The following is a 15,673-nucleotide window of genomic DNA, read 5'->3' as shown; positions in this document are numbered from 1 at the left end:
TTATCACTAGTCAAAGATCAATCTAGTTGTAAAGCGTTATCATCCAGGAGATGTCTTCATGGGTAAACAGGCTCGACTTTTTTTGTCCGACCACCAACGACATCCGGCAATTATTTCTCTTTCTTTATTTAGTGGTCTGCATACTGTATTGATTGATGCGGGAACCTTAATAGCATATGAAATGTTGCGATGACATTTTTTCATCTTACCAGATACCCAAGTTCATTATAAAATCTGCCCTTTCTTTATTCTTTCCAAATAATCTACATAAATATAACCATGATTAACTAGGGCATGTCTGGAAAGTATAGTGAAATCTGAATTTTCCAGAAATTTTTGGTGGACATCTAGAAAGAAAGCGCAGGCTATGTGGTGCATAGGCGAGAATTTCTAACGACGGGTTCCAGAAAAATAGCGGAAATATTCGTTGCTCATGTTTTCAGACACGTCCTAATTTCTGATATTATTTCTCCACCAAATAATTAGTGTAATGCAAACACTGATTATTCCTGTTAGAAGAAAGAAAAAATTAGCTATTGTTCCTGTTGAAGGAAATTTATCTTGAACTTGATTTACGGTGCTTTCTGACGCTTCATCTGGCTGACTATTACTAGTTGTCTGATAATTATTTGTAAAGACCGGCGTTTCCTTATAGTCCACGGTTGTTATCAAGCCTTCATTTTCTTCTGTTACAGTAACTGTCACCTTTATTTCATGATCGTCATAGGTAATGTTTGGCTGTTCATCATTGACTTCTCTGATGGTATACTCGTAAACTCCTGAGGTCGTGTATTCAAGTTCACTAAAATTGATTATTCCATCGGCATCATTTTGAACTGTTTCAATCACGGTGTCCGTTGAATCGATTAATTCAAAGCTAAACTGATCTGCTGTCAGCTCTTTGCCGGTTAATAATTTTCTGGACTGTAATACAATACTGGCTGTAGTATTAGCATAGCTGTTGCTAAAAACAACTTCTCCTTCATAGGCTGCGGCGGCTGTTAACTCACCATTTTCTTCTGTTACAGCAACTGTTACCTTCAATTCATGATCGTCATAGGTAATGTTTGGCTGTTCATCATTGACTTCTCTGATGGTATACTCGTAAACTCCTGAGGTCGTGTATTCAAGTTCACTAAAATTGATTATTCCATCGGCATCATTTTGAACTGTTTCAATCACGGTGTCCGTTGAATCGATTAATTCAAAGCTAAACTGATCTGCTGTCAGTTCTTTGCCGGTTAATAATTTTCTGGACTGTAATACAATATTGGCTGCAGTACTTGTATAGCTGTTGCTAAAAACAACTTCTCCTTCATAGGCTGTGGCGGCTGTTAACTCACCATTTTCTTCTGTTACAGCAACTGTTACCTTTAATTCATGATCGTCATAGGTAATATTTGGCTGTCCATCATTGACTTCTCTAATGGTATACTCGTAAACTCCTGAGGTCGTGTATTCAAGTTCACTGAAATTGATTATTCCATCGGCATCATTTTGAACTGTTTCAATCACGGTATCCGTTGAATCGATTAATTCAAAGCTAAACTGATCTGCTGTCAGCTCTTTGCCGGTTAATAATTTTCTGGACTGTAATACAATATTGGCTGCAGTACTTGTATAGCTGTTGCTAAAAACAACTTCTCCTTCATAGGCTGCAGCGGCTGTCAACTCACCATTTTCTTCTGTTACAGTAACTGTTACCTTCAATTCATGATCGTCATAGGTAATATTTGGCTGTTCATCATTGACTTCTCTGATGGTATACTCGTAAACTCCTGAGGTCGTGTATTCAAGTTCACTGAAATTGATTATTCCATCGGCATCATTTTGAACTGTTTCAATCACGGTGTCCGTTGAATCGATTAATTCAAAGCTAAACTGATCTGCTGTCAGTTCTTTGCCGGTTAATAATTTTTCAGCTGTTAAATTGAGCAAAATAGAAGTTGATTCATAACCAAAATTAACAATTCCATTATTTGCTACACCTCCGCCTTCTCTAGCCTTATTTCCAGAAATGAGCAATTTTGCTTCTGACTTTAGTGCAGCTGCATTAGCTACTTCTGCATGTAAGTATACCAAATCAGAAAAATCCAAGTCATCTACCGAAATAGGATTAGGCGTAGTACTTAAGGAATATCGAGCTGCAGGATCATCTCTATAATAGGTAAACGCGTCTCCAAGAATTGATACCCTAGGTAAACTTACAGAGTAATCACCTGTCATTCCTTCTGAATAATAGTCATCTCCACCTACGCGATAATCATCCACAACAGCCACTGTGTTGCCAACAACTGACATAGTATCATTAACATAGCTGCTCAGCTCGCCTGTTTGACAAAGCCAGACACCACCACCTTGCAATGTTGCTGAATTCTCTGTAATCAAGCCATTGCCGAAGGTTGCTGTACCATATTGCCCGGCTATGTTACTGATCCCATAAATATAAACGCCGCCTCCACTGCCGGCTGCATTATCAGTGATTTCACCACCTCTTAAAGTGATAGAGCCATTCCTTACAAAAATTCCGCCTCCCAACCCGATACTACTTTCAAAATCTGCTGGTAGTCCAGTAAAATTTCTGGATATACTACCATTATTCATTACAAATTCACCAATATTATAAATTCCGCCTCCGCCGTTAGCTCCACTGAGACCATACCCAATATTATCTTGAATACTGCCGCCGTTCATTTCAAAATATCCGCCGTTATATACTCCGCCACCAGTTTTACTCTCATCACCGCCGATTGCTCCTCGTACAATTCCCTTATTTAAATAGAAGTTTCCTAAATTATAGATCAATTCACCTTTGCCAATTTCATTGGCATCTACGGTAATAATATAATCATCTGTTGTTTCCCCTAAGATAAAAGTGGCATTTTCAGCTATTCTTATCACTGAATCTGTATCAACCATACTATGAAACAACGAGACGTTTTGCCCATTCGCTACTAATTGAATATTTTGACCAGATTCTATCTGAATTGTAGAGGTTACGTTTATATCTTGGCTGATTTTGATAGTAGTTAAATTGTTATCAGTATCTGCTGCTGCAATTGCGTTTAAGAGCGCCTCAAATGTATCTATCCCTTCATTAGAGTTATCAGTGATAACCAAATTTGAGTCATTTTTAGTGTATTCATTTATTTCAAGATTCGTATTTTCATCAATATTTTCAAGAAATTTTCTATCTGCTAATGTATCCTCTGAATCTAAGACATCTGTTTGAACTATGATTAACTCCTCGTGACTATTGGTTGTTGCTTGCGAAGATGATGATAAACCAGTTAATAGAGATACGACAACAAATATTGGGAACATTATACTTAAATGCTTTTTCATAATAACCTCCTGATTTTTTGATTAGCATGCAGTGATTTCCTTGCTAAACATATAATTTATCATCTTCTAAATAATCCGATTTTTTTCGATGTAACTTATTATTATGAATTTGATAAGCTTTATGCTATTGCAGGGAAGAACATCACATAGGCTAATTCTAATAAATATCTACCTATCATTATAAATATCTTCCACATAATGTTTTCCAAACCATTGAAAAAAAAATTGGAAAATTTTTAATAAAATAGATTCTATATCCATCCTATAAACTATTAATGATACCCTTCTCGATTTGCTATTCATGATACATTTGAAGACAAATAAGATAGTTCTCATTAAGAGACCTACCTATCAAAGTATTATCAGATTACCTTGGCTGTTCGAATGTTCATTGATTAAGTCAATACTCTTCCTGAACAACTTACTGATCGGCTTTATTTGTAATCTTATTTTTTTACGGAATGTATATAGAAAAATAGATCTAGAGCAATATCTGTTCAAAATATCGCTCCAGATCCCTAATTATATTAAAGTCTGCATCAGAAAAAAGTTATTCTATAAAAAAGCTAGGGCGTGTCTGAAAAGTTAGTGGCATTCGAATGTTTCAGTGATTTTTGTTGAAATCAAGGAAGAAAACACCGCTTATGTGGTTCATAAGCGAGTATTTATGATGAGGAGTTCGATAAAAATTATCAAACTATTCGCTGCTTGAGTTTTCAGACACACCCTAAATGAATAGATGGGTTAATATTTCTTTTATATCTTTTATTTCAGGTGGAAAATCAAGTAATAGGTAATGAGGAAGGTAAATACTTTCTATTGAAAAGATATCCTTCTTATCAATAAGAAACAAGGTTTCTTCTATTTTATCTGCTTTCTCATTGACTTCAATTATATCTGTAAAAACAGAAAAGTGAATGGTTTCTGATAAAAAATCTTTGATCAACATTTCAGTAACTTGACAATCTATACTATTGCTTGATATCAAGGTAATTGCAGCAAGTCGTCTTTTAAACATGAAAGGACTTAATCGATAGCATAATAATTCAATATGTTTTTCCGGGATGTTCAGACCATATACATTCCATTTCTTGATGATTTGTTTGATCTTCTGATACAGTTTAGGATCGGATTCACTAATTCTCAAAAAATCGGTTGATAATAACGGGTGCAGATTCAATGTTACATCCTTCAAAAAAATAAAAATTGCTGTTAAAAACCAATCTTTAGATGTAAGATCTATAAAAAAAGTTTTTTCAAATAAATCAATCAATCGTTCTACATGTGGATCTTGCAAAAAAACTTTGCGATGAGCAAACAACTTTTCCTGAGACATTGTCTGATCAAATACATGCGTATTGATAATCATTAAAGATAGAACAGAAAATAAATATTCAGACTCAAAGTATTCTCCCCAAATTTCTTTAAAGTTTTTCTCAACAGCTTCTTCAAACTCTATTGGTCGAGGATAGCTCTTGACAGCCTCCAATATTTCCAACGGAAATTCCAATTTTCCAGTAAACAGCTTTTTATCAGCAGCTGTCAAAAGCAACATACCAAAAAAATGTCTTTCACTTTTTGAAAAAGAAACATCTAAACTTTTTTCTGTAGCATAAAGAACATTGTTCGATTTTTCTATTATTTTCTTGTCTCTTCTTATTGTATTCATGCCAAATTGCTTAAACAAAATTGCAGATAAAAATCGAATTCTAATGACATTTCCTATAATTTGATTACCAGAGACTTCTAAATCAAGCTCTTTTAGAAATTTTTCTACATTTTCTTTTACTAAATAGCCTTTAGACACGGAGATAAATTGCTCATCAATAAAATCAATATATTTTTTTTCAGAAGGGACCAGAAAATATTCAAGCGCTTTCAAAAAAAGGGATTGAGCGTAAATTTTATGGCAAAGTGCTTCGCGTTTTTCTAGAGTAAAAAAATCAATTTTATAGGTCTCAGAATTATTTTCCATAATATCAATATCCAGCGTATTTTTTAAGTAACTTATATCATTTCGTACAGTAACTGGTGTGCACTTCAAATTTCTTGAAAGTACCATAATATCAATATATCGTTCTCCCATTAGCAAATCTACCAGCTTAACTGCTCTCAAAAGATTTTTTTCTAAATAACCATAAATCATATCTCTATTCCTTTCTTCAAATATTTACAAATACTTTTTGCCGATTGTCAGCTGAAAGACTAACAATAATTAGTGCTTTAATATTTGTGTTATTACATCGGAAAACCTTCACTTTCTCTGTTTCTGCAGCTTTTAATCTCATGTTTGTAGTTTCTAATTTAGCTCTTCCAGACTATCTTTCACATCCTTGTAAAATTTTTAAAGTTCAGTTGCTCTATCTCTTACTTCTGATTTTTCATATCTGGGAGAACCATTTGACAGCTGCTCCATAAACCGTTATCTTTTTAACTTACTATTGATTAGGTTTTGAAAAAAATAAAAGAGGTGCATTTAACGTCATTTTTATCACTCTATCAATCAGCACAGTGGTATGAATAGATTCGTAGAATACACCATACTCCAAATAACAATTACAGAACATAAGAGAGCAATTCCTATCATAGATATTCCGTGAACAAAATAGAAAAAAAGCACCCCAATTGCAAGAAATATTCCCAGCCAAATCATTCTCCAATTTTTTTCAAGAAAAGCAATCTCTCGAAAATAAATATATCGGAAAAAGAATGCTCATTAAAAAGACAGCCTTATTCATCTTGAAATTTTGATAAACTTCCACTGGAGAGTCTGGAGACTACTGCTTTATTTATTGTTGAGGTATAATCCCCACAAAAACCAATAAGAATATACTTCCATTTATTTTTTTCACTACATAAAAAATCAGCAACTGCAATTACTATCCCAATAATCAAACATTGTAGTTCACAACAATGTTTGATAACTATATTCCCTAACTTCCTTCTTCATCCTGAAAATCCCTTGTGTTTCTCCTTTGAATTTTGATTATCACAATTGTACTATACATACAAAAAAATGGTAACTAATATTTATAAAGACATATATACAATTACTTTTACATAAAGAATAGACTTCACAGCAAATTAATCTGCTGTGAAGCTGAATCATCCAGATACTTCAGCATATCTACTATTCATTTAATTGGAGGACACTGCTAGTTTGCCAGTTCCACTTTTGTAGAATTTTTAGTGAAATTACCAGTCGCACTGTTTCAGGAACAGCTAGTGGGATGGTATACGAAGCTCTGACGGGAATAAATTTGTCAAAATTTATTTTTATATACAAAGAGACAGCCGTATACAGACGATAAGCTTTAAATCGAGTCTGACCCATTGATCCAGCAGAATGCTAGACAAACGACGATTGCCGTTAATTTATATTGACGCATCTTATGCTCATACGAGACTTGCTCCTGTGCTTTTGGCAAATGCTCATCGCATATTCAGTAGTCTCATCTATTCTTTTCAAATTATGTTTTAAAACCCTCAAAAGCTGTGAACAGCCTCTCAAAAAAAAACAAATGAGGCAGAACAAAGACTTCAGAACTATGAAGAATTAACCCTTCTATCACCATACTCATTTCTTTGTTTCTATAAGCAGATACATACCCTCTAGTTCACTGAACAATCTTCCACGATCTAAATCAACCCATTGCTGAAATCTATCATTTTTATCACTTGGAAAACTATAGTATGACTGCTCATTATTCATAATAAAAGCTCTATTTTCCTTTTTATGTTACGATATATATAATGATAACGCTCCCTTCCGTGCTCATCTATTTAGTTTTCATAATCAGTTAATGCTCGTAGCCGCACTAGCCAAAAGAAGGAGAAGAGAATGGACCTACCTAAAGAAATACCTAAAGAATTGCCGGAACCTGATTATATGTTAACTGAACATTTAGAAATGGCGACCAATTTTTGCAATGAATCGAGTTATTTTCAAAGAGAAAACTTGCATGCGTATTATAGAAGTTTTCATTTGGAAAATCATCATAGCCTGTCACAACTAGGGCGTGTCTGAAAAGTTCGTAGAATTCGAATTTTTCAGTGATTTTTGTTGAAATCAAGGAAAAAAACACAGCTTACGTGGGTCATAAGCGAGTATTTATGACGATGGGTTCGATAAAAATCATCAAACTATTCGCTGCTTGAGTTTTCAGACACACCCTAATTCTTACCACCAAAGAAGAGGAGGATTTTCTATGAAATTAGGTTTTATTCGTTCAAACTTTCCAGGTGAACGCCGTGTACCTTTGCTGCCAAAACATATTCAAGGTTTTGAAAATGATTTACTTATAGAAACAGGATTTGGAGCTATGCTTGGTATTCCTGATAGTGCCTATGAAGATGCCGGATGTAACGTTTGTACGCGGGATACTGTTTTCCAAGAATCTGACGGCATTTTTTCTTTGAAGTTGATTCAACCATCCGATTACGAAAAAATCCGCCCGGGGCAAATGATTATCGGGTGGACACATCCTTTAGGATCGGGGAAACCTTTCATGGAGCAACAAGCTTATCCCAAAGATTTAATCGTAGTGGATTTAGACAATCGCTTTCCGACAATCTTCCACCAGCAACAACAGCTACGTGCAGACTGGATTCCCACCAATGTCGTCTATCAAAATAGCTTTTACGCGGGATATGCAGGCGTCTTACATGCTTGTTTGGCCTTTGGCTTATTACCAAATGATCAAGTAAATGCAGCAATATTAGGTTCAGGGAATGTTGCTCAGGGTGCCTTTCATGCCATTTCAAAATTTACTTCAACAGTTCGTATGTTCTATCGACGAACCCTTCCAGAATTTCACACACAGCTCACCTCGTTTGACTTTATTATTAATGGGATTGAAGTCGGTGCCAGCGGACAGCCAATACTGACCTTAGAGGATCAAAGACAAGTCAAACCAGGGACCTTTTTCATTGATGTTGCTGCAGATGCAGGCAATGCCATTGAAGGTAATCATTTTACTTCTTTAGACACACCTATTTATCATGAGCATGGGCATTACTACTATACTGTACCAAATACTCCGACATTAGCCTATCGCAATGTGAGTGAATATTTAAGCCGGCAGTTTAGCCGATATATCTACCAAAAAGATATCGCTATTTTTAGAGAGAAAATAGTACAAGCAGATTAGACGATAAAAGAGCTCCTCTCTAAGAGTTGAACAGCTCTCTGTCAAGTTGGCAATGGAAAAAATAAAATATATATTCAAGCTTCACTTGAATTTCCCTTAAGAGAAGGAAGATCAGGACAAAAGCGATCAGCTCCGAGAATTAAGAAGGACTATCCGAAAATTGTCAAGGGACACGATTCATAAAATGAATAGCTAAGGATTGATACACTGCGCTTCGATCACCTCAACTTCTACGTAGGAAACATACTAGAATTGACAGGCTTCACTAGGATTTCTTTAGCAGAGTGGATGAAGTCCAGTTCCCTACTCGGTGAAGGAACTGGAGCTGCTCCTGCGGTTATTCGTCGCAAAAAGAATTTTTGCTTTTGTCCCACTGTTTATTCAGGGATAGATACGAAGAGCGTGTGGAACTTTTTTTCCCACACACTCTCTCTTATAGGTTAATTTGTAACCTATGCGGTGGCTTTATTCCGGATTTCAACTGGAGTAAGTCCGCCGTATCTTAATGTGATTCGATCATTATTATAAAAGTGAATATACTCTTTTAATGTCCTTGGTCAGTACTTCATGGGAATACATAACAGAATAGTATACATACAATAACAGGTAGAATTTGTAAAAATTCTTACCTAGAACAGAAATTAGGAGTCTATTCTTACGCTTCTCCGAATGCCCATCGCATGTCTTTTAGTCATATAAGACATATTATATGTGCAGCCTCGAACAGAATTGCCAGTCCCACTGATGCAGGAACACCTAGTGGGATGGTATGCGAGCAGACAATCTGAGGAATGTGTATACATTCAATCAATTTTTGGAGGTAGCTGCCAGTCTCACTAAGATAAATAAACTAGTGAGATGGTAGGCAATGCTCTGATTGAAATAAATGGGCATATAGTCATGTTCATCACTAAGAGATTGCTAGTACACTCACTACTTGCAGACTCAAAATTGTACTGAGCATTTATACGAGAAAATATCGAATCGCTTTGTTCTCCATGGTTCAACGCTATAAGAAGGAAAATCCGAAACCTGATAAAATAGTTTTGAGTTTGAATTTACCCCCAATTTTAGAAACTAATACAGAAAATCCTTGAACTAACAGTATTTCGAAGCGTATTCCATTTGTTTAGAAAGCAGCTTCTGCAACTACTGATGTAATAGGGTTTTTAGTGAAAAATGGGGGAATTAAAATTTTGAGTGCTTGCACTCAGATTTAGTTATCTATACAATAAACTAAAGACTCAGAAGAGGAGGCAGCACTATCTTATGAATAATCACCCATATAATAAAATAACCAGCCTGATTGATGAAATGGAAAAAGTTATTTTAGGGAAACGCGACGTATTGCAATTAACTGTGACTGCATTTTTAGCCGGCGGTCATGTGCTCTTTGAAGATATCCCAGGAGTGGGGAAAACATTGATGGTAAAAACCCTCGCAAAAGCTATTCACGGAAAATTCAGCCGGATACAATTTACTCCGGATTTGCTGCCCAGTGACATTCTCGGAATTTCTGTTTATAATACGGTTTCTCAGACATTTGAATTTCATCCCGGTCCGATTTTCACTACTGTTCTGCTGGCTGATGAAATCAATCGAACTACGCCGAGAACACAAGCTGCCCTACTGGAAGCAATGTCTGAAAACCATGTCACTATTGATAATCACACTTATACATTAGACAAGCATTTTTTTGTGCTGGCAACACAAAACCCAGTTGAGTATGAGGGAACTTATCCCCTTCCTGAAGCACAGCTGGATCGTTTTCTGTTTCGTCTTCAAATCGGCTATCCGGAATTTGACGATGAATTAGAACTTTTAATGAATCAGCAGCAGAATAAATTGGCGCTTGTCCGGCAAGTTCTAAAATTTGAGGAAATAGCTGAGTTAAAACAGTTGACGGAAGAGGTCTATGTTGATCCTCAAGTTGCCCGTTATGCGCTTCAGCTGGTCCAGGCAACTCGGAATCATGATGGGATCATTCTGGGTATCAGTCCCCGTACAGCAGTATCGTTTTTGAAAGCAGCCAGAGCATTTGCATTAACCGAAGGGCGAAGTTATGTTATTCCGGATGATCTTCAAAGAATCCTGCCGGCTGCATTTGGACATCGTCTGTTATTGAAAGGCGGGTATACCGCGTCTGATGAGAAAATCCAGCAAATTCTGGAACAGATCATTCGACGTGTGCCAGTACCTGTCAGGAAACCAATATGACTTTTTTAAAGATAAAAAACAGTGTAAAGATATTCTCAATTTTATTGTTTTACAGTCTGATCTTTGTTTACACTATCGCCTTTAATAATTCAACGGGATGGATGCTGTTCTTTTTTCTTGTTTTTTTAATGATTGTTGATTTAATCAGTCTATTCCCTTCATTAAAAATGATTAAACTGGAAACAACTGAACTGACGACCTATACTGTCAATCAGCCCAGTCAGCTGACCCTGGAGCTTTTTCGCTGTCAAAAATCTCTGTTGCCCACACCATCTCTGACCATCAGTTTGAAGAAGACTCTGAACAGTTCGTTATATGCTCAGCTTTTTTATATGGGCACAAGAGAGACTTTCAGTTTTCAATGGACTCCAGAGAAGAGAGGAATCTTTAACGAACTACCTCTTTTAGTCGGAAGCACAGATTTTTTAGCTCTGTTTCAAAAGCAGCTTGTTCGGCAGGTTTCCGGTCCATTTATGGTTATGCCTGAGCTGCAAAAGAAAAAAGCCGAACTGATTTTTCAGATCATTTTGACTAAACTTCCAAATTTTAAGAATTCATTTGGCAACCAGACCTTTTCCATTCGAAATTTTCGCTCCCACCAGTTTGGCGACGCACTGAAAACGATCGATTGGAAGCAATCCGTAAAAAGAAATGAACTGATTGTTAAAGAGTATGAACATGAAATTGAACAGGATACTGAATTGATATTTTATGGACAGGATGGATTGAACTTCGAATCGTTGCTCTCTCTCTATTATTCCTTCACTCTTTTTCTAGAAAGACAGATGCCGTTCTCACAGACAATTATTGTAGATTCCCCCATGGAAGCAAGTCATGAACAATTATTTGCGTTAGCTTCCTCCTTCACTGAACATCGCCAGCTGCCGATGTATTCAAATAAAAAACTGATTCTTTTTGCTCCAAGCCTGACACAGGAGCTGGGCGAACAGTTGGAGCTGCTTCAAAAAAATAATACACTGTTTTTGATTACTTATCATGACGATAAGCCCTTCCTCCATTGGAAGGAACAAATAATTGAACTGAAATGGGAGGCTGCTCATGGGTGAGAAAATTCATAAAGGCTGGTTCTTTGCATTGCTTAGTTTCCTGATTCTGATTACAGCCAGCTCGCCTTTTATAGCGGTTTATAATTTAGGGAATCAGTTTTTTTTGAGTGTCATGCTGGGGTTAATCTGTCTGATTACTCTTTGTTTTAATCATTTTCTTATCACAGTTCCATTATATTTCCTGATCTATACTTTTACTTTGTATGTTTATTTTCCTCTGAATCATCTTTTTGGGATTTCATGGGTAAGTGCTTTTTATGACAGTCTTATCCAGTCTTATAATCAGGTAATATCAGGTGAAGTCAGTTATCTGCCAAATACTATCGCTTTGGTCATTATTTTGTTTTTTCTTGTTGCACTGGCCATATTGCTCATTCAGTATGAGCGTATTTGGCTAAGCTATCTGATGATTGTCGGCTATCATTTCATGCTGGTCATCTTCAATAGGCTTCAACTAGGCTGGCCGTTGATTGTTATCACCTGTTTGTCTGTTCTGCTTTATCAATTAAAAAGATATCCTGAAACAGGGAAAGTAATGGAAAAAAGGAAAGCTGGAATTTTTAGTCTCCTGCTTTTAGCTTTCATTGCCGGAAGCTCCCATTATTTTCAACAGAGTTTTCCAGCTATTCAAACTGCTCTATATACTAAAACTAGTTCTGTAAGGAATTTTTTCAACAGTCAGGGCATTTACAACCAAGTCAGTCAATACGGTATTCAATCGAATACACGAACTGGCTTCAGTGATAATGATCAGCAGCTGGGCGGACCTATTATGGATGATCCGACAGTATTGTTTACAGCTCTGCAGACGAAAGCTCATTATTGGCGGGTAGAGACAAAGGACAGTTACACTGGAAAAGGCTGGGAAGCCGCGTCTGCGCCTCCGCAGACCACTGGTAATCCTGGTACACTTATTTTAAGTGATTCAGATTATCAGGGGACATTGGCAACAGAAACAATGATCGCACTAACATTCAGCGACCCTCCCCCTCAGTACCTGCCTCAGCCGTATGGAAAATTTGAGGTAAATCTCGATAGAGTAACTCAAATGGAGTACATTGAAGAAAATAATCGGGTAAATTTATCTCAAATGCCAATTGAACTGGATATTATCTGGCAGGAACCAAACTATCCGGCAGCTGATCTCCAGCTTGTATCAAATGCCATTCCTGAAGCACTTGCTGAGCAGCTGGAATCAGGCTCTGTTATAAATGGAACCTTCAATGAAGCGATGGATCTGCCGCCCGTCACCAGTATAGAATTACCTAACTCTGTTCCAGTACGGGTACAAGAACTGGCTTTAGAATTAACAGAACAGGAAAATGGCTTATATAACAAAGTGAAGGCAATTGAACATTATTTAAAAACAGATCGATCCTTCCGCTATTCAAAAACAGATACACCGTTCACTCCGAACGCTCAAGATTATGTTGATCATTTTCTATTCGATTCAAAGGTTGGCTATTGTGATAACTTTTCTACTTCCATGGTTGTTTTGCTCCGTTCCATCGGTATACCAAGCCGCTGGGCTAAAGGCTTTAATTCAGGAGAACTGATAGAGAATCAAGGAGAATTAAAGGAATACTCTGTTAGAAACAGTCATGCGCATTCATGGCCGGAAGTCTATTTTGAAGGCTATGGCTGGATTCCTTTTGAGCCGACACCCAGCTTCAGCAATCCTGATGTATCAGTTGAAGAAGCTGATGAATCTTCGGAAAGCAATCAGGATTCCAGTACTGTTGAGTCTTCTTCAACAGAAGCACAAAGAATAGAAAACAGCACTGCCGCCTCTTCCGAGGAAGAAGATCCGCAAACAGAAGAAATCACCTCACTGCTTCCGTCAGCTGTATTGAAATGGTTTGCTGCTGGAGCCGTATTGGCAATTGCCAGTTCAGTTTGGTTTTTATTACATTACTATTTCTTTCTGATAAAATTTAAAGTCTATCAGTTTATCAGACCTGCCAATTTCGCAGGGATGTATCAGCTGATTTTAAAGCAGGCAGAAAAAACAGAGTCCAGAGGTTCCACCGAACCCCTGAATCAGTATGCCGTTCGCTTTGAAGAAAATTATCCGGAATTTGAGGGAGTTTTTATTTCCTTAACACAACTCTATGAACAGGCAATTTATGGGGGAATTGAACCGAATCGAAAAACCTCTGAGCATCTACTGATACAAGCCATTACTATTTTTACAAAATTCAACAAGAAAAGACAGCGGTAGGCAGTTCCGCTGTCTTTTCTCATAATGTATGCTCCTCTCTATCTGCTGATACGTCAGAAGCATACAGCCGATTCAAATCAAATGCCAGCTTTTTAAACTACACAAAGCGGCTTTTGTGAAGGTATTCTTTTCCATCAATAAATAAAAGCAGAGCAGGATCAGAAAAGATATTACAGGCCAAAGACACCTGCTGTACCTCTCCGCCATCAACTTCCCCCAATGCTATTTGAGGATACGCTTCAAGCAGTGCTTTTAGTTTAGGGAAAACAGCATGACAAACCGAGCAGTTCTGCTGAGAAACATACAGAAAAGCAAATTGATTATTTTCAATAAATAAATGTACCTCTTCAATTGTATATAATTGGGTCCATTTGCTGTCCTCTCTTTTCTATACCTGCATTCCATTTTTTTCATACTTAATATAGCATAGATGTACAAAAGACCTGTAAAAAGTGCTTGCTGTTTCATTTTTTCCTTAACAATAATCAACAATTACTTTCAATTTTGTTTTTCAATCAGTTCGAGAACCTTTGCCACTGTTTCTCCTCCATTTTGAAGATTTTTGCGAACATTTGTCATTGCTTCCTGAAGCGTAATCGGTGCAGAGATCGTATCAATCACAAGATCAAACCCTGCCTCATAAATATCATGAAGGCTTCCAGCTACACTGCCTACAATGGCAATGACAGGCTTCCGGTGTTTCTGAGCCGTTCTTAAAATCCCAACAGGTGCTTTTCCTGATAGTGACTGATGATCTATTCGTCCTTCTCCGGTTATAACAAAATCGGCCGCTTTAATTTCTTCTTCAAGATGCAGCAGACAGCTGATTGTTTCAATACCGGGAACAAGCTTGGCCTGACAGAAAGCAGCCAGACCGGCACCCAATCCTCCGGCAGCTCCTCCGCCTTTTAAATGAGAAACAGATTGCCCGCAATATTCTGAGATTTTATCCTGAAGATGATGCAGGGACTGATCCAATAATGCCAGTTCATCTTCTTTGGCTCCTTTTTGACTGCCAAAAATATAGGAAGCTCCCTGTTTCCCGCAAAGAAGATTCTCTACATCAGTCAGTCCTATAAAAGTAGTTTCAGCAATTCTCGGATCAATATTTTTCCTGTCAATCGTATGTATATTCAGCACGCCTGATGCACCAAATCCAACTTCCTGTCCTGCCGCATCTTTAAATGAAATCCCCAATGCCTGAGCCATTCCTACTCCGCCGTCATTGGTTGCACTGCCGCCCAATCCAATATAGATTGTCTTCACTTTTTCATCCAGTGCAAATTTAATCAACTCACCCGTTCCATAGGTTGTTGCCATAAATGGATTTCCTGTTTCATTTTTAATTTTTGTCAGTCCGGAAGCTTCAGCCATCTCGATAATTGCCGTCTCATCATCCAAAAGACCAAATACAGCAGAAACTGGAGCTCCTTCAGGACCGGTTACCTGTTTCTTAATGCGTCGACCAGACAGTCCAGTCACTAAAGCCTCAACGGTCCCTTCTCCTCCATCAGCTATCGCAACTTTTCGAACAGCCAATGCCGGATTTCCTCTGAAAAGTCCTTTTTCTATATAGCCTGCAGCCTCCATAGATGTTGCGCTGCCTTTAAATGAATCTACAGCAATAACAATTCGCCTGTTCATTTTATCTTCCTCCTCACTGAATAATCTTT

Annotated in this window: 12 protein-coding genes and 1 pseudogene; 6 read left to right on the top strand and 7 right to left on the bottom strand. The window is 37.2% G+C overall.

The features are described from left to right. Positions 1–58 precede the first annotated feature (58 nt). A complete protein-coding gene (locus LI954_RS15990; protein ID WP_267491391.1) occupies positions 59–193 on the top strand; it encodes a hypothetical protein in 135 nt (44 codons plus the stop codon). Positions 194–450: 257 nt separating this feature from the next. On the opposite strand, the gene LI954_RS00675 is transcribed toward LI954_RS15990, so the two are convergent. The 4 genes from LI954_RS00675 to LI954_RS16275 all read right to left on the bottom strand — a co-directional run bounded on the left by LI954_RS00675 (position 451) and on the right by LI954_RS16275 (position 6,267). Continuing rightward, a complete protein-coding gene (locus LI954_RS00675; protein ID WP_229443217.1) occupies positions 451–3,345 on the bottom strand; it encodes a Spy0128 family protein in 2,895 nt (964 codons plus the stop codon). A gap of 727 nt (positions 3,346–4,072) precedes the next feature. Continuing rightward, the gene (locus LI954_RS00670) at positions 4,073–5,491 is read right to left on the bottom strand and encodes a helix-turn-helix domain-containing protein (protein ID WP_229443216.1); all 1,419 of its coding nucleotides are present in this window, start codon (positions 5,489–5,491) and stop codon (positions 4,073–4,075) included. Positions 5,492–5,848: 357 nt separating this feature from the next. Next, positions 5,849–6,025, bottom strand: coding sequence for a DUF6609 family protein (locus LI954_RS16185; RefSeq protein WP_324254741.1), 177 nt, complete (start codon positions 6,023–6,025; stop codon positions 5,849–5,851). A 50-nt stretch (positions 6,026–6,075) separates the two neighbouring features. Further along, complete coding sequence (locus LI954_RS16275; RefSeq protein ID WP_420705964.1) at positions 6,076–6,267, bottom strand: DUF6609 family protein; 192 nt, start codon at positions 6,265–6,267, stop codon at positions 6,076–6,078. A 919-nt stretch (positions 6,268–7,186) separates the two neighbouring features. On the opposite strand from LI954_RS16275, the gene LI954_RS00665 reads away from it, so the two are divergent. Continuing rightward, entirely contained in the window at positions 7,187–7,372 is a 186-nt protein-coding gene (locus LI954_RS00665) for a hypothetical protein (RefSeq protein ID WP_229443215.1), read from the top strand. A 181-nt stretch (positions 7,373–7,553) separates the two neighbouring features. Next, complete coding sequence (locus tag LI954_RS00660) at positions 7,554–8,495, top strand: N(5)-(carboxyethyl)ornithine synthase (RefSeq protein ID WP_229443214.1); 942 nt, start codon at positions 7,554–7,556, stop codon at positions 8,493–8,495. 452 nt (positions 8,496–8,947) lie between these two features. On the opposite strand, the pseudogene LI954_RS16270 reads toward LI954_RS00660, so the two are convergent. Then, positions 8,948–9,034 (bottom strand): annotated as a pseudogene (locus tag LI954_RS16270) (IS3 family transposase); the annotation flags it as partial. A gap of 730 nt (positions 9,035–9,764) precedes the next feature. On the opposite strand from LI954_RS16270, the gene LI954_RS00655 reads away from it, so the two are divergent. Genes LI954_RS00655 through LI954_RS00645 form a run of 3 tightly spaced genes read left to right on the top strand, consistent with a single transcriptional unit; the run spans position 9,765 to position 14,000 of the window. Beyond that, complete coding sequence (locus tag LI954_RS00655) at positions 9,765–10,712, top strand: AAA family ATPase (protein WP_229443213.1); 948 nt, start codon at positions 9,765–9,767, stop codon at positions 10,710–10,712. After that, positions 10,709–11,779 carry a DUF58 domain-containing protein gene (locus tag LI954_RS00650; RefSeq protein ID WP_229442074.1) on the top strand — a complete coding sequence of 357 codons (1,071 nt, stop codon included), beginning with the start codon at positions 10,709–10,711 and terminating at the stop codon, positions 11,777–11,779. The genes LI954_RS00655 and LI954_RS00650 overlap by 4 nt, the downstream gene beginning before the upstream one ends. Further along, entirely contained in the window at positions 11,772–14,000 is a 2,229-nt protein-coding gene (locus tag LI954_RS00645; protein WP_229443211.1) for a transglutaminaseTgpA domain-containing protein, read from the top strand. Before LI954_RS00650 ends, LI954_RS00645 begins: the two co-directional genes overlap by 8 nt. 97 nt (positions 14,001–14,097) lie before the next feature. Here LI954_RS00645 and LI954_RS00640 read toward each other — a convergent pair whose 3' ends face one another. Together LI954_RS00640 and LI954_RS00635 are read right to left on the bottom strand one after the other, a co-directional pair. After that, the gene (locus tag LI954_RS00640) at positions 14,098–14,331 is read right to left on the bottom strand and encodes a thioredoxin family protein (protein WP_324254740.1); all 234 of its coding nucleotides are present in this window, start codon (positions 14,329–14,331) and stop codon (positions 14,098–14,100) included. 167 nt (positions 14,332–14,498) lie between these two features. Continuing rightward, positions 14,499–15,644 (bottom strand): glycerate kinase, encoded by a 1,146-nt coding sequence (locus LI954_RS00635; protein ID WP_229442076.1) that lies wholly within the window; start codon positions 15,642–15,644, stop codon positions 14,499–14,501. Between the last annotated feature and the right edge of the window lie 29 nt (positions 15,645–15,673).

This window comes from Enterococcus sp. CWB-B31, assembly GCF_020567645.1.
Classification (GTDB): domain Bacteria; phylum Bacillota; class Bacilli; order Lactobacillales; family Enterococcaceae; genus Enterococcus_L.
This window is presented reverse-complemented; position numbering and strand designations above follow the sequence as displayed.